This is a genomic window from Pseudoflavonifractor sp. 60 (genome assembly GCF_009911645.1).
In the GTDB taxonomy this organism is placed as follows: domain Bacteria; phylum Bacillota; class Clostridia; order Oscillospirales; family Oscillospiraceae; genus Lawsonibacter.
In genome coordinates, this window is record NZ_QWKI01000072.1 from 1 (window position 1) to 20,869 (window position 20,869).

At 55.1% G+C, this 20,869-nt stretch carries 17 protein-coding genes and 1 pseudogene; 9 read left to right on the top strand and 9 right to left on the bottom strand.

Annotated features, from left to right (window positions below; genetic code table 11):
* Positions 1–1,053: ParB/RepB/Spo0J family partition protein (locus D1646_RS07975; protein WP_160635953.1), on the bottom strand; the 1,053-nt coding region annotated here is incomplete at its 3' end.
* Between the two features lie 537 nt (positions 1,054–1,590).
* Here D1646_RS07975 and D1646_RS07980 point away from each other — a divergent pair.
* The 6 genes from D1646_RS07980 (at position 1,591) to D1646_RS08005 (ending at position 7,068) form a co-directional block, all read left to right on the top strand.
* Complete coding sequence (locus D1646_RS07980) at positions 1,591–2,208, top strand: TetR/AcrR family transcriptional regulator (protein ID WP_016293180.1); 618 nt, start codon at positions 1,591–1,593, stop codon at positions 2,206–2,208.
* 193 nt (positions 2,209–2,401) lie between these two features.
* Complete coding sequence (locus D1646_RS07985; protein WP_160635954.1) at positions 2,402–4,177, top strand: ABC transporter ATP-binding protein; 1,776 nt, start codon at positions 2,402–2,404, stop codon at positions 4,175–4,177.
* A complete protein-coding gene (locus tag D1646_RS07990) occupies positions 4,174–5,904 on the top strand; it encodes an ABC transporter ATP-binding protein (RefSeq protein WP_160635955.1) in 1,731 nt (576 codons plus the stop codon). The genes D1646_RS07985 and D1646_RS07990 overlap by 4 nt, the downstream gene beginning before the upstream one ends.
* A gap of 1 nt (position 5,905) precedes the next feature.
* Positions 5,906–6,091: a cysteine-rich KTR domain-containing protein gene (locus tag D1646_RS07995; protein ID WP_081645493.1), complete on the top strand. Its 186-nt coding sequence runs from the start codon at positions 5,906–5,908 to the stop codon at positions 6,089–6,091.
* A 343-nt stretch (positions 6,092–6,434) separates the two neighbouring features.
* Positions 6,435–6,893 (top strand): sigma factor-like helix-turn-helix DNA-binding protein, encoded by a 459-nt coding sequence (locus D1646_RS08000; protein ID WP_160635956.1) that lies wholly within the window; start codon positions 6,435–6,437, stop codon positions 6,891–6,893.
* Entirely contained in the window at positions 6,865–7,068 is a 204-nt protein-coding gene (locus D1646_RS08005) for a helix-turn-helix domain-containing protein (RefSeq protein WP_006355157.1), read from the top strand. The genes D1646_RS08000 and D1646_RS08005 overlap by 29 nt, the downstream gene beginning before the upstream one ends.
* Before the next feature lie 407 nt (positions 7,069–7,475).
* Here D1646_RS08005 and D1646_RS08010 read toward each other — a convergent pair whose 3' ends face one another.
* The 5 genes from D1646_RS08010 to D1646_RS08030 form a co-directional block, all read right to left on the bottom strand.
* Positions 7,476–7,652: a hypothetical protein gene (locus tag D1646_RS08010; protein ID WP_160635957.1), complete on the bottom strand. Its 177-nt coding sequence runs from the start codon at positions 7,650–7,652 to the stop codon at positions 7,476–7,478.
* Between the two features lie 94 nt (positions 7,653–7,746).
* Positions 7,747–8,760, bottom strand: a complete 1,014-nt coding sequence (locus D1646_RS08015; protein ID WP_160635958.1) for a hypothetical protein — start codon at positions 8,758–8,760, stop codon at positions 7,747–7,749.
* Positions 8,761–8,774: 14 nt separating this feature from the next.
* On the bottom strand, positions 8,775–10,760 hold the full coding sequence (locus tag D1646_RS08020) for a cell division FtsA domain-containing protein (RefSeq protein WP_160635959.1): 1,986 nt from the start codon (positions 10,758–10,760) through the stop codon (positions 8,775–8,777).
* Between the two features lie 146 nt (positions 10,761–10,906).
* Positions 10,907–12,712, bottom strand: a complete 1,806-nt coding sequence (locus tag D1646_RS08025; protein WP_160635960.1) for a methyl-accepting chemotaxis protein — start codon at positions 12,710–12,712, stop codon at positions 10,907–10,909.
* A 181-nt stretch (positions 12,713–12,893) separates the two neighbouring features.
* The gene (locus tag D1646_RS08030; RefSeq protein WP_160635961.1) at positions 12,894–13,604 is read right to left on the bottom strand and encodes an ATP-binding cassette domain-containing protein; all 711 of its coding nucleotides are present in this window, start codon (positions 13,602–13,604) and stop codon (positions 12,894–12,896) included.
* Positions 13,605–13,748: 144 nt separating this feature from the next.
* On the opposite strand from D1646_RS08030, the gene D1646_RS08035 reads away from it, so the two are divergent.
* Positions 13,749–14,681 (top strand): C39 family peptidase, encoded by a 933-nt coding sequence (locus D1646_RS08035; RefSeq protein WP_347565161.1) that lies wholly within the window; start codon positions 13,749–13,751, stop codon positions 14,679–14,681.
* Positions 14,682–14,830: 149 nt separating this feature from the next.
* On the opposite strand, the gene D1646_RS08040 is transcribed toward D1646_RS08035, so the two are convergent.
* From D1646_RS08040 to fliD, 3 genes are read right to left on the bottom strand one after another with little or no spacing between them, the layout of a single operon-like run.
* On the bottom strand, positions 14,831–15,235 hold the full coding sequence (locus D1646_RS08040) for a hypothetical protein (RefSeq protein ID WP_160635962.1): 405 nt from the start codon (positions 15,233–15,235) through the stop codon (positions 14,831–14,833).
* The gene (gene fliS, locus D1646_RS08045; protein WP_160635963.1) at positions 15,232–15,618 is read right to left on the bottom strand and encodes a flagellar export chaperone FliS; all 387 of its coding nucleotides are present in this window, start codon (positions 15,616–15,618) and stop codon (positions 15,232–15,234) included. Before fliS ends, D1646_RS08040 begins: the two co-directional genes overlap by 4 nt.
* Positions 15,619–15,648: 30 nt before the next feature.
* Positions 15,649–18,816, bottom strand: a complete 3,168-nt coding sequence (gene fliD / locus D1646_RS08050; protein ID WP_160635964.1) for a flagellar filament capping protein FliD — start codon at positions 18,814–18,816, stop codon at positions 15,649–15,651.
* Positions 18,817–19,003: 187 nt separating this feature from the next.
* Here fliD and D1646_RS08055 point away from each other — a divergent pair, with 187 nt between their 5' ends.
* Both D1646_RS08055 and D1646_RS23685 read left to right on the top strand, forming a co-directional pair.
* Positions 19,004–19,786, top strand: coding sequence for a ParA family protein (locus D1646_RS08055; RefSeq protein ID WP_201754599.1), 783 nt, complete (start codon positions 19,004–19,006; stop codon positions 19,784–19,786).
* Positions 19,787–19,825: 39 nt separating this feature from the next.
* Positions 19,826–20,869: pseudogene (locus tag D1646_RS23685) on the top strand (hypothetical protein); the annotation flags it as partial.

Below are 20,869 nucleotides of genomic sequence, written 5' to 3' on the forward strand. Positions count from 1 at the left end.
GTTCATGCCGTTCCGTTCCCCCACGATTTCCGTGGAGCGTTTCCCCACGTCCCCGGCGGCCACGCCCTCCATCTTCGTCCCCTGGTGGCTGATGGCCTCCACCTGCATTTTCAGAGACTGGGCCTTTTCCATCGGCAGAATCTTTTCCCGGTGGCGCAGGTTGTCGTCCGTCATCGCAAGGATGGCCTCGTCATCCGTCATGTTGCGGACGATACAAGGCATATTTGCAAACCCGGCCAGCTCACTGGCCCGCTGGCGGCGGTGGCCCGCGATGATTTCATAGCCGCCGCCCTCCCGGGGACGCACCAGCGCGGGCTGGTGTACGCCGTTGTCCTTGACGGACTCCACAAGCCCTTTCATTTCCGCATCGTCACGGACACCAAAGGGATGGTCTTTGAACGGGAACAGCTCCGAGAGGTTGAGATAAACAATCTCTTCCTTTTCGGCGCGGGTCGCGTCACGGGGCTGGGGCGGCGCTTCCGGCGCAGGCTGGGGAGCGGCGGGGGCCTCTTCTTTGCCCTTTACCGTGGCGGCTTTTGTCCCTTTGCTTTGGGACATTTTGTCTCGAGGTGGGGACGGGGGCTTGTCCGTGGCCGCCTTGTCAGCCTTGGCCTGGCGGCCACGGCGGGCCCCCGTCCCTCCCGGCTTGCCGGGCTCCGCTTTTTCCTCCTTCGGCTTGCGGCCACGCCTGCCCTTGGGCTTATCCTCCGGGGTGGGCGTTTTTTCCTCGGCGGCCTTTCCCTTTTTGGCGGGGGCCTTTTCCTCCGGGGCCGGGGTGGGCGGCTGTTCCGGTTCGGGCGGCTCGTTCTTCTCCACCTCCGCACGTTCCGCCGCCCGGCGCTCCGCCATCAGCTTTTCAATCTGGTCAGCGGATACGTTCACCTCGCCGGGGGCCCCAGCGGGGGCATCCTGCGCGGGTGGTTCTCCGGCGGCCTGCTCGGGGGCTTTCTCCGGGGCCGGGGGCTCCGGCGTGGGAGCCTCAGCCGGGCCCGTATCGAACAGGCTGGGCTGGGGATTTTCCTCCGGGCTCGTGTTCAGCTTTTCGTCTGCCATTCGTTACCTCCTTTTTATTTTCGTGAATGTTGCACAAATTTTGTGTTAAAAGTTTGTTACTATTTTTTCGCCTCCCTCCCGGCTATCCACGCAAAAAAGCCGCCCGTTTTTTCTTCCCGGACGGCTTTCTGCGTAATGTGATAGCTCTAATTTTATTTTTTTGTGGTTGCAGGCTCCGAAAAGCCTTGATATTACAGTGTTCCTAATAGGAGCCATTCATAGGAAACGGGTACCCATTTCCGTAAATCTGCCCGTCCGCGCTATGGCTTGCCGGACAGATTTTGCTTGTTGGGAAGAATCCCAAACCCTCTGATAATTCCTCTCACTACCTACAACACCACACAGGGCAGTTTTGACGGAGTTTTGAGAGAAATTCTTCAAAAAGTTTTCCTTGTTTCTTAATACGGGGAAGTTTGTGAAATGCCAATGCCACAGAATAAATCAGCAAAAATTTTTTTGTGCCATTGACAAATTCTCTGATTTGCAGTATCATATAACAGTGATATATAACACCGTTATATACAGGGAGGTGAGAAAATGAGCGAAGCAGAGCAGACAACACTACATTTAATCCATTCAGCCGCCATGCAGGAATTTCTTGAAAAAGGCTATAAGTCTGCTTCCCTGCGGAATATTGTCAAAACGGCGGGGGTAACGACAGGCGCGTTTTATGGCTACTATAACAGCAAGGAGGATTTATTTGAAGCACTGGTAGGCGAACACTACAATTTCTTATTGGAACTCTTTTGCAAGGCACAGAAAGAATTTGCAGAAATACCGCCAGAGGAACAGCCCGACAATCTTACTTCTACTTCCGGCGTGTATATGTATGAAATGCTCTTGTACGCCTATGAACACTTGAATGAATTTAAGCTCATACTTTGCTGTTCGGAGGGAACACGTTTTTCAAAGCTGATTGATGAAATGGTGGAAATAGAAACAAAAGGAACACATGATTATTTAGCAGTTCTTGAAAAGTTAGGCAGACCAGCGCCGCCCATTGATGAACGGTTAGAGCATATTTTGATTACGGGAATGTTCAACACATTTTTTGAGCTGATTATACATGAAATGCCGCTTGAAGAAGCAAAGCACTATTTGAAAGAAATGAGAGCTTTCTATACCGCCGGGTGGATGAAAATTATGGGGCAATAATAAATCGAGCAGGCTCGATTACAAATAAATGTGATAATAAGATTTGATAATGGAAAGTTTACACTTTCCATTATATTTGACGCGAGGGTTAGTTTTGGCTAACTTTATAAAGACACCACTAATCAAATAAGGATATTCGAGGGCAGTTATTTAGTCCTCATATCATAAAAAATTTTCAAGGAGGTTTTTTTCAATGAAAAAACAGTCTAATCTATCAAGACTGATGGGCTATGCCGGAGGGCACAGAATATTAACCTATCTTTCTTGGGTATTGTCCGTAATGAGTGCGCTGTTAGCTCTTGTGCCTTTTTGGTATATATGGCGTATCATTCACGACATACTGGAAGTTTCCCCGAATTTCTCACAGGCGGGGAATGTTACAAGCTACGGTTGGTCTGCGGTATTGTTTGCGGTTATCTCTATTGTTGTCTACATAGCCGCCTTGATGTGTTCGCATATGAGCGCGTTCCGGGTTGCCGCAAATATCCGAAAAGAGCTTATGCGCCATATTACAGCCTTGCCGCTTGGGGTAACGGAAAAGTATGGAAGTGGAAAGCTGCGGAGAATAGTAAATACTTCCAGTGCCGCTACGGAAACATATCTTGCACACAGGCTCCCCGACAAAGCAGGGGCGGTTGCCACCCCCATAGGGCTGCTTTTCCTGTTGCTTGCCTTTGACTGGCGGTTAGGGCTTTTAAGCCTTGTTCCCGTTGTGCTTGGTTTTCTGATTATGATGAAAATGACAGGGAAAGACATGGAGAAGCGAATGGAACAATATCAAAATGCGCTTGCTGATATGTCAAATGAAGCTGTTGAATATGTGCGGGGCGTACCCGTAGTAAAGACTTTCGGGCAGACAATTTTTTCTTTCAAACGCTTCAAAGACGCGATAGACAATTACGAAACATGGGTAATTGCATATACAAAGGGGCTGCGTCTGCCTATGATGTTCTATACAACAGCAATTAACGGCGTATTCGCGTTTCTGATTGCCGGGGGTATTCTCTTTACAAGGGGCGGCGTAACAAATGAACTTCTGTTAAACCTTATCTTCTATATTGTGATTACGCCTGTTATCGGTACGACGCTTACAAAAATTATGTTTATGAGCGAGGACGCAATGATTGTAGGCGACGCAATCAACAGGATTGATGAAGTGCTGAACGAAAAACCATTATCTGAAAGCAGCGTGAATAATATTCCTAAAAATAATGGAATTACATTGGAACACGTTAGTTACAGCTATGACGGAGAAAAAAACGCGCTCAATGATGTATCTCTTTCCATAAAGCCGGGGCAGACAGTCGCATTGGTAGGAGCGTCCGGCGGCGGCAAGACGACACTTGCAAATATTGTCACAAGATTTTTTGACCCGCAAAAAGGGCGCGTACTGATAGGCAATACCGAAATACGTGACATTCCGAAAGAAACATTGATGAATAAGGTATCTTTTGTATTTCAGAACAGCCGCCTTATCAAAGCGTCCATATTAGAAAATGTGCGTATGGCAAAACCTAACGCTACACGCGAAGAAATCGCCCATGCTCTGGAAGCTGCACAGTGCTTGGATATTATTGAAAAATTACCGAATGGCATTGATACGGTTGTCGGCACAAAAGGCGTGTATCTGTCCGGCGGCGAACAGCAAAGAATAGCGATTGCCCGCGCAATTTTGAAAAATGCGCCTATCCTAATTCTTGATGAAGCAACCGCGTTTGCCGACCCCGATAATGAGGTGCGCGTACAGCAGGCTTTATCTGCTCTTTCAAAGGGAAAGACCATCATTATGATTGCACACAGGCTGTCGTCAATCACAGACGCGGATTGTATTTATGTACTGCAAGACGGTGAAATTGTCGAAAGCGGCACACATAGCGGACTGATAGAGCGAAACGGCATATTTACAAAAATGTGGAAGAATTATTCCGAAGCGGCAGAATGGAAGATTGCAAAGGAGGTAAACGCATGATTAAGACATTGCAAAGACGTTTTGCGTTATCAAGACAGGGGGCTGTCGATTTGATGAAGGGCTGTATTGCTTGTGTCGCACAGGATATATCCTTTATGCTTCCCGTCGGACTGCTCTATTACTTTGTCATTGATACCATGAACGGGGGCATAAATGGAAGCCGCGCCCTCTTCTACGCGGTTGGTGCTCTGGTTTGCTTATGCTTCATTTTTATTGTGACATGGTTTCAGTATAACGCCACTTACTTAGCGACTTATGTGGAAAGCGGTGTAAGGCGTATATCCTTAGCAGAACAGCTCCGTAAAATCCCATTGTCCTTTTTTGGCAAGAAAGACCTTGCTGATTTGACAAATTCGATTATGGGCGATTGTGCTACTCTTGAACAGGCATTTTCCCATTATGTACCCGCATTGGCAGGCTCCCTTATTTCTACAACGCTGATTGCAGTTTGCCTTTTCGCTTACGACTGGCGAATGGCTCTTGCGGCGGTTTGGGTTTTGCCGATTGCATTTACAATCACATTCTTTTCAGCCCGCATACAGGAATATTTTAACCGCAAATCCGTAGCGGCAAATATCGCGCTTGAAAGCGGCGTACAGGAGTGTATCGAAAGTTTGCAGGACTTAAAGGCGAACAATGCGGAAGAAAACTATTTAAGAGGGCTTGACAAAAAAATTGACTATGTGGAAAAGCGGCACATTATAACAGAACTTGGGACAGCACTTTTTGTTGTTTCTTCAACGTTGATATTAAAGTTTGGGATTGCTACGGTTGCGCTTGTAGGTTCTGCGCTGCTTATTCGTGGGGAAATTGATATTCCGCTGTTCTTTATGTTTTTGCTTGTGGCTTCAAGGCTATATGCCCCGCTTGAGGGTGCATTGCAAAATCTTGCTGCGGTAATCTCCACCAAAACGAACATAAACCGCATGAATGAAATTCTTGACCAGCCTATTCAGACAGGAACAGACAGAGTAACAAATAAAGGTTACGATATTTTGTTCGACCATGTGGGATTTGCTTATAATAGCGGGGAAACCGTATTGAAAGACGTGTCCTTTACGGCAAAACAGGGAGAAGTTACCGCCTTAGTCGGACCGTCCGGCGGCGGTAAAACTACGGTATCACGTCTTGCCGCGCGGTTCTGGGATATAAGCAAGGGGAAAATCACTGTCGGCGGTATGGATATATCGAAAATAGAGCCGGAAACCTTGCTGTCGCTGTACTCTATCGTATTTCAAGATGTGACGCTGTTTAACAACACAATTATGGAGAATATCAGAATAGGCAGAAAGGACGCGACCGACGAAGAAGTGATTGCAGCGGCAAGACTGGCAAATTGTGAAGAATTTGCGACAAAGCTCCCGGACGGGTATCACAGTATGATTGGTGAAAATGGCTGCGAACTGTCCGGCGGGGAAAGGCAGAGAATTTCAATCGCCCGCGCTTTCCTCAAAAATTCCCCTATCATCTTACTTGATGAAGCAACGGCAAGCCTTGATGTGGAAAACGAAACATTGATACAGGCTGCTTTATCAAGGCTGATAAAGGATAAGACCGTACTTGTTATCGCCCACCGTATGCGTACCGTAAGCGGCGCGGATAAAGTGGTTGTGCTTTCAGATGGTTCTGTTGCGGAACAGGGAACGCCAGAAAAACTGATGAACACCGGCAGGATTTACCCACATATGGTAAAACTGCAAATGATTAGCAGGGATTGGGGTATTTAACATGAATACCGAATGGATAATATGCCCCATATGCCAAAGCAAAACAAGGTTAAAAATGCGGAGTGATACCGAACTGAAAAACTTTCCCCTATATTGCCCGAAATGCAAGCACGAAACCATTATTAACGTACAACAAATGAATATATCAGTTATCAAAGAGCCAGACGCACAGACGCAGAGCCGATAACACGCAGATTAAAAATGCGGTTATCGGCTCTTTCTTTTTGGTAATACTCATAAGCCGCCGTTTCTTCAAAACGGACAGCGGAGGACTTTTAGAAACCATGACTAATAATGCGGCGGTATCAGGAGGTACCGTCGTGTTATTTTTATATCCGCAAAATCAGACAAACTATTTTCTGTCAAAAAAACGCAGTGTTCGTTTAGGGGATATACTACCCATGAATATGAACTGTCAAATCATTTAGTATGTCTTGATAACTCGTATTACTCAAATGCTTATGCCACTTTATGCTGTATGAGCATTTGTTGTAATAGCCCCCTACTGGGAAGAAAGGGGGTGAGAGAAAATGAGATATTCTGAACAGTTCATGGAACATATCGAATATGCTTTCCATGCGTTCTGCAAGATTGTCCTGCGCCATGAAGCAATTAACGCATGGCGGGATTTGAAGCGGAAAGAAGCAAGAGAAATATCCCTTGACTATCTGATGTCAGAACGATATTTTGAACCGTCTGCTATGGACAGCTACTTTGAAAAACAGGATAAGCCGACTGTATTTATTGTGTTGGGAAAGGAAGTTATCGTTGATGATGAACGGTTGGCAACGGCATTATCAAAATTGCCGGAGTTAAGGCGGGAAATTTTGTTGCTTTATTACTTCGTTGGCTATCGTGATGAAGCCATCGGCAGACAGTACGGGCGTTGCAGAAGTACGATAAACCACAGAAGAAATGTTGCGCTGAAACAGTTACGAAAAGAATGGGAGAAATTGAAACATGAGGAACAAAAAGCTGATACCTTTTGAGGTAATCGAAAAAGCCGTTGCCGGAGAGCCAGAAGCGGTAGACGCAGTATTGCGGCACTATACCGCATACATCAAATATCTGTCTATGTATAAAGGGCATATCAATGACGATACGCAGGACAGATTAAAGGCAAAACTGATTGAAGCCATATTGAAATTCCGCTTCGACCGATAGTAGGTAGCAAAGACAGGAAAAGCTGTCAAGGGTAGACTTCGCGCTACGCGCCCTTGACAGCTTTTCCCGCCTTTGCTTGTGGATAGTCAAGAGGGCGAAATCAGCAGACTGCTTTCGCCCTCAATCTATTATGGGGATTGTTACGCAGTAGGGGTTATTTTGTCCTTGATTTATGTGGCTTTGCGGGTATTGAAGTGGCGGGGTAAGGGTTTTATATGTCTGCTCTCAAAAACGGTGTTCTATTGCGTAACAGAAAAGCAGAGAACCGACCACTAATGAAAGTGATATATTCTCTGCTTTTGCTTGCACCCTGTTTGTCAGCGTTGATGATAAGTTGTTGTGAATACTTCCTTATCAACGTAAAACTAAGGCTCACACTGTTTTTCGGGTTGGAACGATTTTGCCGCTCAGGCCCACACGTCAAAGCTGTACTGAGCGGGAGCCGCCTGGGCAACAGGCACTTCAGACATCATGTCGATCATCGCCTGTGCCTCACTGGCCTGATCCTGCATGGACATCTTCATCAGGGCGTAGGTATAGTTGGTCTGGAGCTGGGCCATCTGCATTCCCATCACACCATCCATAAACGTCCCCTCCCTTCACTGAATTTTGGGTTTTGTTCCCATTTAAGACTATCGACCGAAAAAAGCTCTTTCTTAACGGCTCCGCCCCAAAAACTCACCGCAACTCAGTTACCGCGTTGCTCTCCGGGTCCAGGCGGTAGACGTGCTTCTGGTCGGAGCTGAGGAGCACAATGGCCTCCAGGTCAGGGTAGTGGTCCCCGTCAGGGCCCCGGCTCACATAGATGTTGAAGCGGCGGCAGTCCAGGCCGTCCACTTTGACAAAGCCCTCCACCGGGTAGATCTCATAGCCGTCCATGGAGTCCCCCTCCAGTCCAAACTGGGCCGGGGACATACTGCGGATGGTTTCAATCTGGGTTGTCAGGGGGACCGTCTCCACCACCTGGGAGCCCAGACCCACGCCTGACTCCTTCTCCGGCTCATGGATGGACCCCTCTGGGGCGGAGGTGCGGAACACCAGGCTGCTGGCCTCTGACCAGCCGATGACGATTTGGAAGAGGCGGCCATCCTGAACCGACTTCCGGGCAATGGTTACCGTGCCCACGGTATCCTCCAGTACCGGGCGCTCCTCCAGATGCAGGTAGGTATCGTCCACTAGGACAAACTTTTCCTCACCGCCCAATACCGCATCCAGATAGCGGTCCACTATGGCGGCGGGGGCAGCCACATCGTAGATGTAGGTATACTGCTCCACTTCAGGCTCTGCTGCGGAGCTGGAAGCAGAGGAAGAGGAGGACGCGGCGGGTTCGCCCTTTTTAATCTCCCCCGGCTTCCGGACGGCAATCAGTGTGCCCTCGCCCTCCTCCAGAAGGGTATCCAGAGAGATGGTGGCGTCCTGGATCTCCTCGCCGTCCTCATTGGTAATGGGCTCGCCAGCGATAAAGGTTTCCAGGCTCTTGGGCGCCTCCTCTTCTCCCGGCCCCGGTTCGCTGCTGGGCAGCAAATTGATGCCGAATTTTGGAAGGACCACCAGGACCGCTGCTGCTGCCACTGCGGCAATTACAATCAGCGCCACGGGAATCAGCAGCAGCTTCTTTTTGCCCTTCTTCTTCCCCTCCTGGAGCTCCTCGCCCTCGACGGCCTTTTTCTTTTCTTTCTTTTTCCTTGCCATGATAATTCACCCCGTTATTGTTCCAAATAGCGGATGACCACATCATCCTGAGACCGAAGCTCCTGGGTAAAGGCACATTCGGCTCCATTTACCTTCAACTCCACACCCCGATCCAGATGCTCAAAGTCAACTCCAGAGTGATCCAGAAGGTCCATCACATAGTAAGGTCCGCCCTCCGCCTTGCCGGGCAGCGCCAGCATCCTGCCGTTGAGTACAACCGTCAGCGGTTTGCCTGCCGGCGGGGCCGCCTTGGGCTGTTCCGCTGGACGGACAGGCTCCTGCCTGGGTCTCTCGGCTGGACGTATCGCCATCCGCGGCAGGGGCGGCGAAGTCACCGGCACCGACTCCGGCCGTACAGGCCGCTGCCGCTCCTGGGTCTCCTGCTTGGGCGGCGGGGGGGCAGGAGGGGCAGACTGAATCGGATGATCGGATGTGACAACTTGGTCTCCGGTGTTCAAGCGGGTATCCAAATCGGCCATCCGGCCATTGACCGTAACGCCTCCCACAAAGTCCGCCCCCAGCAGCTCCTTTACAGTCCGCTGCGCAGGCGCACCCGGCACCGCAGGTGTAAACTGAATATTGTCCCCGGCGTAGACCAGGGCCGACGGGGCAATCTCTTCCCCATTCAGCGTAAGAGTGCAGGGGGTTGCCGGTTCGCCCCGGAAGAGCATCCGCTGTCCGTTTACTGTGACGCTCAGGTTCTTCCCTGTCCGGCCCAGCAGATCGGGGGAGGAGTACCCGTTCATCATCAGCAGCTCCAGCACCGTCAGCGACCCGCTGCGGAACAGCTTGGCGGGCTTTCCGTTGAGCATGATACGATAGCTGTCGCTGATTAGGCCCAGACCGGCGGAGACGGCAATCCCCAGGGGGGTAGCCAGCTCCGGGTCGTTGAGGTCGTATTCGTCGGAAAAGGCGGTGATCTCATAGTTGTTTCCCGCCAGGGCGACCCGGTTTTCATCCATTTCCAGGGCCTCTGCCACCAGCTCCCGCAGGCCCTCCAGCTTACTGCCGCCCCCTGCCAGAAACAGAGCAGAGGGAGGCGCGCCGTTGAGGGCCACAACCCGTTGGCTGATCTCCTGGGCCAGATTCTGAGCCGCCTGCTGGATGGTCTCCCGCAGCTGCATTCCAGTGACGCTGTGCTCCATGCCCAATACATCCCGGTACTTGACATTAGCCTCATGCAGCTGCGTCTTCATCCGTTCCGCCGTGGCAAATGGAACCAGGTAGCGGCGCATAATTTCCTCTGTGATCTCGTCCCCGGCAATGGTGGCCATAGTGTAGCCCACCACGGCGCCATCCCGGCAGACGGCAATATCCGAGGTACCTGCTCCAATATCCGCCAATACCAGGTTCAGCAGCCGCAGGTCAGCAGGAATGGCGGCGTTCAGGGCGGCGATGGGCTCCAGAGTCAGGCTGGCCACCTCCAGTCCGGCGGCCTCCATCACGGAATACAGGCTCTCCACCACCTCCCCAGGCAGGAATGTGGCCACTACCTCCGCCTCCAGCAACTGGCCATTGTGGCCTCGCAGGGTTGTCATGGGGTAGTGGTCAAGCTGATAGCTGGAGACGGTATAGCCCACCAGATAGAACCGGCGGCGGCCGTCCGGACCCAGTCCCAGCGCAGCCTCCGCTGCGGCCACCGCGCCGCTCTCCAGGCGGCCAATGCTGTCGTTGGTAACATGAGTGACCTCGGGAAATTCCAGTGTGTAGCTGCCCTTTTCCGTGCGCAGGGCACGACCAGCGGCGGCCACGCACACCCGTTCCAGGGTGCAATCCAGCCGTTCCTCCAACCGGTCCGTTACACGTCTGGCCACCTTGGCCACCTGACCGATGTCCTCGATCTGGCCGTCCAACATGGCCCGCTTCCCGTGCTCCTCCTTTTCAATGGCCAATACCTGAAAGCGCTCGTCCTCTACCCGGCCCACAACGCCAATGATGCTTCGGGTACCAATGTCCAGCGCAAAAAACAAATCTTTATCCTGACCACTTCTTTTGGCCATCCGCTCCACCTCTTTCCCTGGCTCCAATTCGCCGCAGTTCATCCTATTCCAGCGCTTTCAGCGCAACGGAGAATATGGCGTCCCATAACAGGACGCCATATTCTCACAGATCGCAGCTTCAGCGCATCTGTCTTACGATTGCCTTCTTAATACTTGGCGCCGCTGAAGGGATTGTCGGATCCACCGCCGACATAGTCCCCACCATCGTCATCATCCCAGGGAGAGGAGGCGGCGGGGGCGGTGTAAGTAGACTGCTGCTGGGGCCTGGGGCTGTAGCCAAAGTCCTGGCGCAGCTTGAAGCGGGACAGCAGTTCCTTCATCAGGGTTGCCTGGCTGGACAGCTCCTCGCTGGCGGCGGCAGACTCCTCGCTGGTGGCGGAGTTTGTCTGGACCACGGCAGAAATCTGATCGATGCCCTCGGTAACCTGCATAATGGCCTGGGTCTGGCTCTCCACAGCCTTCACAACAGTCTCCACCATCGTGCTCACACCGCTGGCCAGCTCGTTGGTCCGCTCCAGGGACTGGGTCACCTTGCCCACTGCCTCGGTACCATCCCGGACGGCGGTCACAGAGCTCTCGATCAGGTCCTTGGTCGCCTTGGCCGCCTCGTCCGACTTAGAGGCCAGATTGCGCACCTCATCGGCCACCACAGCGAAGCCCTTACCGGCGGAACCGGCGCGGGCGGCCTCTACGGCGGCGTTCAGAGCCAGGATATTGGTCTGGAAAGCGATATTCTCAATGGTAGCAATGATCTTGCTGATCTCCTGAGAGGAGCTGGAGATGTTGTCCATAGCCATATTCAGCTGCTTGACATACTCCACGCTGGTAGAAACCTGGCTGCCCACCTCGTGGACGGACTGACCGGCCTGCTCGGCGGAGGCGGCGGTGCGCTTGGCGTTCTCGGAGATATCGGCAATGGTGGCGGACAGCTCTTCAACAGAGCTGGCTTGCTGCGTGGCGCCCTGGGCTAGGGCCTGAGCGCTGCTGGACACCTGGTCGGCGCCGGCGGCCACCTGGTCGGAACTCTGGCTGACCTGGGTCAGATCGTCGCTCATGCTGCGGTTAATGACACGCACGGAGGCCAGGATCTGGCTGAGGGAGCCCACATACAGCTTCTCATCCTTGGTGCGCACATTGAAGTTGCCCGCACCCATCTCCTCCAACAGGTGGCAGGTGTCGCCAATGACCTCGCCCAGAACATTCTGGCTGGTGCGCAGAGCGTCGCACATCTCGCCCAGCTCGTTTCTGCCGGTGTAGTCCACAGGGATGGACAGATTGCCCTGGCTGAAGCCCACCAGTGCGTTGCGCACCTGATTGCTGGGCTCTACAATGCTGCGGATAATCTTAGTGGCCATCATCAACACCACCAGAGTGGCCACCACCATCACGCCCACAATCACAATCAGGCCAATATTGGAGGTCAGATTCTGCTGGGCAATGATCTTATCCTGCTCCGTCTGCAACTTACTGGCCAGGGCGTCGCCGGCGGAGGCGGCAGCCACCAGCTTGGGGGAGCAGCTATTGGTAATCATGGGAACCGCAGCTTCCCGGTCTGTACGGGCGGTATTGCAGATCTTATTCGCCTCAACTTCCCACTCCTCCACCGTGTTGACAAAATTGTTCAGCTCGGTTTTGTCGCTCAGGGGGTAGCTGTCGTTCAGCCGCTTCAGGGCGTCAGACAGCTGATCTATCTTGCTGGTGGCGGTATCCAGGTTGCTCAAGTCCCCGGAGAGGACCGCGTCACGCAGGCTGCGGGCGGCGATGTTGTAATCAATGCGGCACTCAGAGGTCAACTCATTGGCCCCAACATACTTGTCAATGATATCAGAATAGGCACTCTTCTGCATGTTCATCATAATCAGTGACGCGATAATGATGGCCACAGAGACCAGGATCGTGGTGCCAAACCCGATAATCAGGCTCTTTCTAATAGACATATTCCTAAAATTCATATGTAGCTTCCTCCTATTTTTCTCCGTCGCCAGTGCGAATCCGGCATCGGACGTTCTACATGGTCAAACACACTTCTGCAGCCTACGCTGTGCCTGGGTGTCCGCGCTGATTGGGAGTGCGGACCGCTCCACATAGACATTTCACCGTTTCCACCGCCTTATCCCGTTACAAAATAATAAATTATACAATATCTCCATATTTCCCGTTTTTGACGTCGCCAAGCAGTTTCCCATCTACCAGGGTTACAACCCGCCGGCGCATAATATTTACGTACTGGCTGGCGTGGGTCGCCATAATAATGGTGGTTCCTCGGGTATTCAGCTCATTGAGCAGGTGGATGATATCCCAAATGGTGTCGTCATCCAGGTTCGCGGTCAGCTCATCCAGCAGCAGGATGGGAGGACTGCTGAGCAGAGCCCGAGCCAGCTCCACCCGCCTGGCCTCTCCAATGGACAGCTGTGCGGGGAAGCAGTCCTCCACATTGGGCAGGCCCACCAGACCCAGCGCCTTCTCCGCCGCCGCGCGGCTTTTGCGCTGAAGTCCGCTGGCGCGGGCGGCCACCATCAGGTTTTCCATCACCGTCCGCTTGCGGATCAGTCTGGGTTCCTGGCTGACGATGCCAAAGGTCCGGGCCAGCCGGGATTTCCAGGGGCCAAAGTAGCGGGCGATATTCACGTCGCCCACAAACACCCCGCCCTCGTCCGGCTGGATTTCCCCGCCCAACAGCTTGAGCATGGTGCTTTTACCTGCACCGCTGCTGCCAATCAGGAAGACAAATTCCCCCTGCTCGACCCGTAAGTTCAGGTCTCTGACCGCATAGTGCTTGCGTTTATCCCGCTTATCCTCTGATTTATAGAGTTTTGAGGCATTTTCCAGGCGAATTTCCGGCATTGCTAAGGGCTCCTCGCGTTCTATGACGGACGCGGAACGCCGCCATAAATTTATAGTTTCCAAATCGCGCAGCTTGTAGTATAATCAGTATAAACTTTTTCTGCGCAATTGAAAAGAGTTATTTTCATTTTTTTGGGGGCTATCGTGAAAAAATTTAGAGAACCGCTCTCCCTCAGGGGAGCCATCCTGCTGGCGCTGGTGCTGGCCCTGGTCTGTATCGGGGCTGTGGAGCTTATTGTTTGCTCCTATCAGGCGCCGGAGCTCTATGAGCAGATCACCGCACCTGTCCGCTCCGCCGTCCAGTTTCTGTCCGAAACCGGGCAGACCGCCTGGGAATCCATGAGCCAGCACACCCAGGCCACGGTACATCGCGCCGCCAGTCAGATCAAGGCCGCCCTCCAGGAGCTGGAGGAGCACGCCCAGGAGGAGCCGGAGGAGGATATCCAACTGGTGGACAACCAAGAGATCGAGCCGCCTCCCCGCGCCCGAGCCAGCTTCTCCATCACCTCATTGGCCTCCCGCCGGGGGCAGGAGTACCTCACCGGCGGGGCCCTGGAGATCGTCTACTACAACCAGACCGCCTCCCGCTGGGCGGATGAGCCCTATGGCTCCGACCCCATTGGCGGCTACGGCTGCGGCCCCACCGCAATGGCGATGGCGGTCTCTTCCCTCACTGATTCCATCATCGACCCGGCTCAGATGGCCCAGCACTGTGTAGAGGAGGGCTATTGGGCCAAGGGGCGGGGCTCCTACCGCTCCATCGTCTACGGTGTGGCGGAGGACTTCGGTTTGGAGTGTACCTCCCTTTCCCTGGACAGTGTAGACGAGGACACCATCTCCCACGCTCTGTCCAGCGGAAAGCTGATCGTGGCGCTGATGGGCCGGGGTCACTTCACCAACCGCGGGCACTTCATCCTCCTGCGGGGGGTCACCTTGGACGGCAGCATTCTGGTGGCCGATCCAGCCAGTCCGGAACGCAGCCTGACCACCTGGGATCTGGACCTGATTTTAGATGAGCTCTCTGCCGCCCGGGACAACGGCGCACCCCTGTGGCTGCTGTCCCAGCCTCTCTTCTGACGGTGTATCCCTTGACTCAGCTATAAGCGTACAGCAACGGCCCCCCTGAGGGCGCAGCCGCCTACACCAGACAACTGTAGGCGCCGGCGCCCTCGTTGGGCCGCTTTTTTGTGTCATTTTCTAAATAGAATGAGTGAAAATGCTAATTTTTACGGTTTTGTCTCCGTCTTGCTGTAAAAGGAGTTCTTTCCGCCCAGCCGTATGCTGAGACGGCGGTCCAGCTCCACCACCCGCTCCAGCAGCCGGCGGGCGGAGCCTGCCTGTTTGGTGTAGCTCTCCTCGCTCTCCCCCTTCGGCGAAGCGCCGGCGGCCAGGGCGGAAAGCCGATCCTGCTCCTCCGGTTCCAGACCGTCGCGCTTGCGCGCAATGGCCTGCTTCAGCTCCTCCAGTTGGAGGATGGGGTCTTGGCGCAGGGCCAGCAGCATCCGGACAGATACATCGTCGTTGCGGTCCAGGGCCTCGCCCATCTGCCGGCTCAGCTCCATCACCTCTGACAGGCAGTTGTACTTTTTCCGCTCCAGCACACTCAGATCCAGCCAATCACCCTTGGTCATGCCTGGCTCTCCTGACTGCCGCTGGACTTCTCCGCCGTTCGGAAGGCATCCCGCATATCGGCCAGCATGGGGCGCAGGCGCTCCAGCTCCTTCTTGTTCCGCCCGATCTTGACCCGGCCCAGCTCATAGGTAAAGTAGTCATACATCCGGCCCAGGTCCTGGCTGATGGGATACTGGCGGTCCAGGGTCTCGTCCAGATAGTTGACAATATCCACGCACCGGTCGATGGCCTCCTCAAAAGCGGTCCATTCCTTGCGGTCCAGGGCAATGGAGGCCAGGGTGCTGCGCTTGACCAGCTCGTCATAGAGCATCAACAGCAGCTCCCCGGAGGTCATGGAGTTGATCGACTGCTGTTTATATTGCTGATAACCTCTTGCGTCCATGTTTGGATGTTCCTTTCCGGCGTTATTTGATTAGCCGCCCATCAGTCCCGCCAGAGTGGAGCTCTGGGAGTTCATCTGATTGATCAGCATCTCCAGGCGGGTAAACTGGCTGGTGTACCGCTCCACCTGACTGACCAGCTTATCCTGCCACTTTCCAATCTGGGTGTTGATATTGTCAATTTCCTTCTGCCATGTGTTGTTCATCAGCGACAGGGAGCTCAGGGGGCTGCCGGCCTGCTGGATGAGGATACCCTTAGGCTCGCCGGTGGTCTTGGAGTAGCTGTCCAGCTGGGCCTTCATGGTCTGCATCACGCCGCTGGTCTTGGTAAACACGTCGGCAACCCGGTCGGGGTCACTCTCCAGCATATCCCGCAGCTTATCCTCGTCCAGAACCACGCCCTCGCTGCTGTCGGTGATGGAGAAGGTGGTGGTGATGCCCATGGCCCGCAGGGTACCGCCGTCCGCACCGGCCAGGTTGAAGGCGTTGCGCATCTTTTCGTAGAGGGTTGACAGGGTCCGGTCGCCGAAGAGGATGCCCTGCTTGGCTTTCTCCTCATAGCGCTCAATGGCGCTTTCGGTCATGCCGGCCCGGTCGTCGTCGGTCAAGGGCTCGTAGTTGGTAAAGGTGCCGTCGGTCTTCTGGTAGGGCAGGGTGGAGTAGGCCGACTTGATCTCGGCCATCATGACATTATAGTCCTCAATCATGGACTTGATGGCGTCCACGATCTTGTCCGAGTCGGTGGTGCTCTTAAAGGTGACGGAGTTTCGGGGGCCGCCGGTGCTGGTGACCGCGTCGTTGCCCTCAGCGTCCTTGTAGCCGTCGAAGGTGTCCTTCATGGTGATGGTCATGCCGTCGATGGTCACGCTGTTGGTGCTGCGGACCATCTCCTTCTGCTCGCCGTTGACGGTGACGGTAAACTTGGCGTCCTGGCCCTTGGTGTAGCCCATGGACTCCCCGACCTGGTTCACCAGCTGCTCGGCCACGTTGTCCTCCCCGTCGTTGTAGGTCACAGACATGGCTTTGCCGTTCCGGTCCACTATCTGCAAGGAGCCGTCCTTGCCGGAGAAATAGGCCCTGGCCCCGTTGCCCAGGTCGCTCTCGATCTTACTCAGGACATCGTCCAGGCTGACGTCCTCCTTGTCAAAGGTAAACTCCACCGTTTTGCCGTTGGCATTGATGGAGAATTTCTTGCCGGTCAGCGTCTTGTCATCCTTCATGCCCAGGGTCTTCTTCACACTGCTGTCCAGATCCACCGCATTCTGGTCGGCGCGCTGGGCTCTGGCCGCTGTGGCAGCCAGCAGCTCCTCTGCCAGGCCCTCGCCGGAGGAGGAGCTCACTTCCTCGCCGGTACCCTTATCCCGGATTATAAAGCTCCCCGTCTTGACGTCAAACCTGGCCTCATAGTTCCCCTCACCGGGGAGCTGGTTCTCGATATCCTGAAATATCGCGTTCATCTTGTCCACGATGTCGTTGATGCTGTCATCCTTCTCGATTCGCAGGTGGAGATTCCAGTTGCCGGCATGAATGACGGCGTTATCTCCGCTCTCGCCATAGTCAGCGTCCGACGACAGCAGGTCGCCCACCTTCTCGCTGGCGCTGAAGCGGAAGCTGCTCGCCTTGCCGAACATGGCGTAGGCCAGGCCGCCGCCGATGGTGATATCGCTCTCCAGGCCGGTCTCCTTGGAGGTAAAGAGGAAGTTCTTGGTGGTCTGGGAGTAGCTCACCCGCACTCCCACCTCGGAATTGCCGTTGATATCCGCCAAAATCTCCGCCAGGGTGGAGTCCTTGGAGTAGTTGCCCACCGCCACGCCGTTGATCACAAAGGAGTACTTGGGCGCGCCGGTCTTCTCGTCGGTGTCCTGAACCCAGGCGCCGTTCTTGTCCCGGACCAGGGCGGGCTCCAGCTGGGACAGAACCTCCTTGCCCAGCAGGTCCTCCAGGGTCTTGTTGGTGTTCAGATAGCTGGTGGCGCTCCGGCCGATGCCCAGGGTCTCGCCCACGTCGGTGTTGATAATCAGGTCGGAGCCCTCCTGCACCTCAAAGCGCAGCTGGAGGGTATCCCCCGTCTCGTCGGCGTTGGTCACCTTGATCTTGTTGCCCTTAAATGCGTTCTGCACCGCCACATTCAGCGCCTTGGCATAGTTCTCCGTGGTCAGCTTTGAGATGTCGTTGCCATCGGCGTCCTTCATGGGGTTGCTGTAGGCGTCCACCAGAATGCCGTTGCGGATACGGGGCAGGTTGATCTGCTTGGTGGTGCCGTCCAGACTCAGATTCATGGTCTTGTTGGACAGGTAGGTGGTGTTGTTCTCCTTGTAGGTCAGCCCCTTGCGCATCTCGTCGTCCAGGGTTATCTTATTGGGCTTATTTTTGTCAACGTCGGTCAGGTCCAGGCCTAGGGTCTCCTTCACGTTACCGCTGGCGCCGGAGATATAGACGGCGTTGCCGGCATTGGAGCTGTCCGTAAAGGTGATGGAGCCGTCTTTCGCCTCCACCTTAATCCGCTCGTCGGCGTCATAGGACACGCCGCTGGCTAGGGTGATCTTCTGGCCGCTCAGCTTCTGCTGGATCAGCTGAGCCAAGGCCTCGTCCTCACTCAGTCTGGGGTCCTTCTCCTTGATCTCCTCCAGGGCCTTCACGTCCCCCACCTCGTCAAAGCTGACGCTCACCGTCTTGGCGCCGTAGGTCAGGGTCAGGCTGCCGCTGAGCTTGCCCAGCTCGGTCTGGCCCTTGAGCAGGTCGATGCCGGCATCGGCCTGAATGCTGCACCCGTCTCCCGATTTCAGGTTGCTGCTGGTGCGGTACTGGGCGGCGGTGGCCAGCTGGGTCACCCGGTCCAGAGAGATGTCGCTGTTGGTCTTGCCGCTGGCCGCCACCCGGTCGGCGAACAGGCCCTGGGTGGCCACCTTGACAGCGCTGCTGAAAAAGGCGGGGGAGGTCAGGTTGGTGGCCGAGCTGTAGGAGGTATATTTCGTGCTGAAGGCCACCATTTTGCTGATGATGCTGCGGTAGGCGTCCTGCTTCCACTCGGTCTTGGTGATCTTCTGATTCAAGGTGTTGATCTTTGTCTGATAGCTCTGCACCAGGCTTTCGATCATGCCCTCGGTATCCATGCCGCTGGCCAGACCGCTGATTGTGTTGGTGCTGTTCATCAGGCTGCTCATGGTATTGCTGCTGCTTACTCCGCTGAGAGATGCCACAATAATCGCTCCTTCCATCCTGTCTCTGTATTGGAAATGTTTTTTCTTATAATTTGAAACAAAAAGACTCTGTACTTTTTTATCGTCATGTAGTATGATTAAGTTAATAGTTCTCAGAGAAAGATTTTTAAGCCTGCCCCCTCTCCCACCGGAGGGGCGGAGGTTTGAAGCAATAGGGGGAGATCATTTGTCCATTATCATTACCGTTACCAACCAGAAGGGCGGCGTGGGCAAAACCACCACAGCCAGTTCCCTGATGGACGGTCTGCGCCAGCGGGGTGCCCGCGTGCTGGGAGTCGACCTGGACCCCCAGGGCAGTCTGGGCTTTTGCCTGGGCCTGGATATTGAAAACTGCGCCACCATCTATGATGTGCTGAAGGGTTCCCGCACCATCCAGGAGGTTATCACCCCCTCAGAGTGCGGCGATATCCTGCCCTCCAACATCCTGCTGTCCGCCGCCGAGCTGGAGTTCAACCGGCCCGGCCGGGAATTTCTGCTGAAAACCGCCCTGGCAGAGGTGTCGGAGGACTACGACTATATTATCATCGACACCCCGCCCGCCCTCAATGTGCTGACGGTAAACGCCTACGTGGCCGCCGACGGACTGATCATCCCCATGGCCCCCGAGATCCTCAGCCTGCTGGGGGTGGCCCAGATCCGTGAGACCATCGACACCGTCCGCCGGTGCTACAACTCCCGCCTGCGGGTCCTGGGCATTCTGCTCAACAAGTACAACCAGCGCTTTACCCTGAACCGTGAGGTGCTGGAAATGGCGGAGCAGATTGCCAAGCAGCTGGATACCAAGGTGTTCCAGGCCCGCATCCGCTCCGGCGTGGCAGTAGCCGAGGCGCCCGCCCACGGAGAGAGCGTCCTCAGCTACGCCCCGGATTCCAAGGTGGCCCGGGATTTGCGCCTGCTTCTGAACGAGGTCGTTCGGGAGTACGGCTTCCCCTCTGCCCCCGCCCGCTGACCAAAGGGCCTACAACAATTTTAACAACTGGAAAGGAGAGTGGCCGCCATAGCTGCCGCCAAAAAAAATGCCAAAGGCAATAAGACCGCTCATGTTTTGAATTTGCTCACCGCCCCCGGTGAAGCTGCCCCCGCCCCCGCCGAGAGTGAGGAGGAGACCCCTGTTCAGGAGGAGACCGTCCAGCCCGCCGCCAGCCGTCCTCTGCTGCCCCCCATCCTGGAGGTAGCACAGGCCAACGACGACAGCCTGGCTCAGCAGATCCAGCAGGCCCTGGAGGAGGAACTGACCCAGGAGCCCCCCGCTGCGGAGGCCCCTGCACCTCAGCCCGCCCCTGCTCCCGCTGCGGAGGCGCCCACACCGGCTCCTGCCCCTGCTCCCGCCCCCTCCGGCGGTAAAATGAGCCAAGATGACATTGAAAAAATGCTGGCCGGTATGAACGCCCCCGCACAGGAGCCCGCTCCGGCACCCGCCCCCGCCCCCTCCGGCGGCAAAATGAGCCAGGACGATATCGAAAAAATGCTGGCCGGCATGAACGCCCCTGCACAGGAGCCCGCTCCGGCACCTGTCCCCTCCGGCGGTAAAATGAGCCAGGATGACATTGAAAAAATGCTGGCCGGCATGAACGCCCCCGCACAGGAGCCCGCTCCGGTCCCCGCCCCCGCCCCCGCCCCCTCCGGCGGCAAAATGAGCCAGGACGACATCGAAAAAATGCTGGCCGGCATGAACGCCCCCGCACAGGAGCCCGCTCCGGTCCCCGCCCCCGCCCCCGCCCCCTCCGGCGGCAAAATGAGCCAGGATGACATTGAAAAAATGTTGGCCGGTATGAACGCCCCCGCACAGGAGCCCGCTTCGGCACCCACCCCTGCTCCCGCCTCCTCCGGCGGCAAAATGAGCCAGGACGACATTGAAAAAATGCTGGCTGGTATGAACGCCCCCGCACAGGAGCCCGCACCGGTCCCCGCCCCCTCTGGCGGTAAAATGAGCCAGGATGACATTGAAAAAATGTTGGCCGGTATGAACGCCCCCGCACAGGAGCCCGCACCGGCACCTGCCCCCTCCGGCGGCAAAATGAGCCAGGATGAC

What these genes read in the sequence shown, in the direction of transcription:
- D1646_RS07980 (WP_016293180.1), top strand. Translation starts at nt 1,591, where the DNA reads ATGAGCGAAGCAGAGCAGACAACACTACATTTAATCCATTCAGCCGCC.
- D1646_RS07985 (WP_160635954.1), top strand. Translation starts at nt 2,402, where the DNA reads ATGAAAAAACAGTCTAATCTATCAAGACTGATGGGCTATGCCGGAGGG.
- D1646_RS07990 (WP_160635955.1), top strand. Translation starts at nt 4,174, where the DNA reads ATGATTAAGACATTGCAAAGACGTTTTGCGTTATCAAGACAGGGGGCT.
- D1646_RS07995 (WP_081645493.1), top strand. Translation starts at nt 5,906, where the DNA reads ATGAATACCGAATGGATAATATGCCCCATATGCCAAAGCAAAACAAGG.
- D1646_RS08000 (WP_160635956.1), top strand. Translation starts at nt 6,435, where the DNA reads ATGAGATATTCTGAACAGTTCATGGAACATATCGAATATGCTTTCCAT.
- D1646_RS08005 (WP_006355157.1), top strand. Translation starts at nt 6,865, where the DNA reads ATGAGGAACAAAAAGCTGATACCTTTTGAGGTAATCGAAAAAGCCGTT.
- D1646_RS08010 (WP_160635957.1), bottom strand. Translation starts at nt 7,652, where the DNA reads ATGGATGGTGTGATGGGAATGCAGATGGCCCAGCTCCAGACCAACTAT.
- D1646_RS08015 (WP_160635958.1), bottom strand. Translation starts at nt 8,760, where the DNA reads ATGGCAAGGAAAAAGAAAGAAAAGAAAAAGGCCGTCGAGGGCGAGGAG.
- D1646_RS08020 (WP_160635959.1), bottom strand. Translation starts at nt 10,760, where the DNA reads ATGGCCAAAAGAAGTGGTCAGGATAAAGATTTGTTTTTTGCGCTGGAC.
- D1646_RS08025 (WP_160635960.1), bottom strand. Translation starts at nt 12,712, where the DNA reads ATGAATTTTAGGAATATGTCTATTAGAAAGAGCCTGATTATCGGGTTT.
- D1646_RS08030 (WP_160635961.1), bottom strand. Translation starts at nt 13,604, where the DNA reads ATGCCGGAAATTCGCCTGGAAAATGCCTCAAAACTCTATAAATCAGAG.
- D1646_RS08040 (WP_160635962.1), bottom strand. Translation starts at nt 15,235, where the DNA reads ATGACCAAGGGTGATTGGCTGGATCTGAGTGTGCTGGAGCGGAAAAAG.
- fliS (WP_160635963.1), bottom strand. Translation starts at nt 15,618, where the DNA reads ATGGACGCAAGAGGTTATCAGCAATATAAACAGCAGTCGATCAACTCC.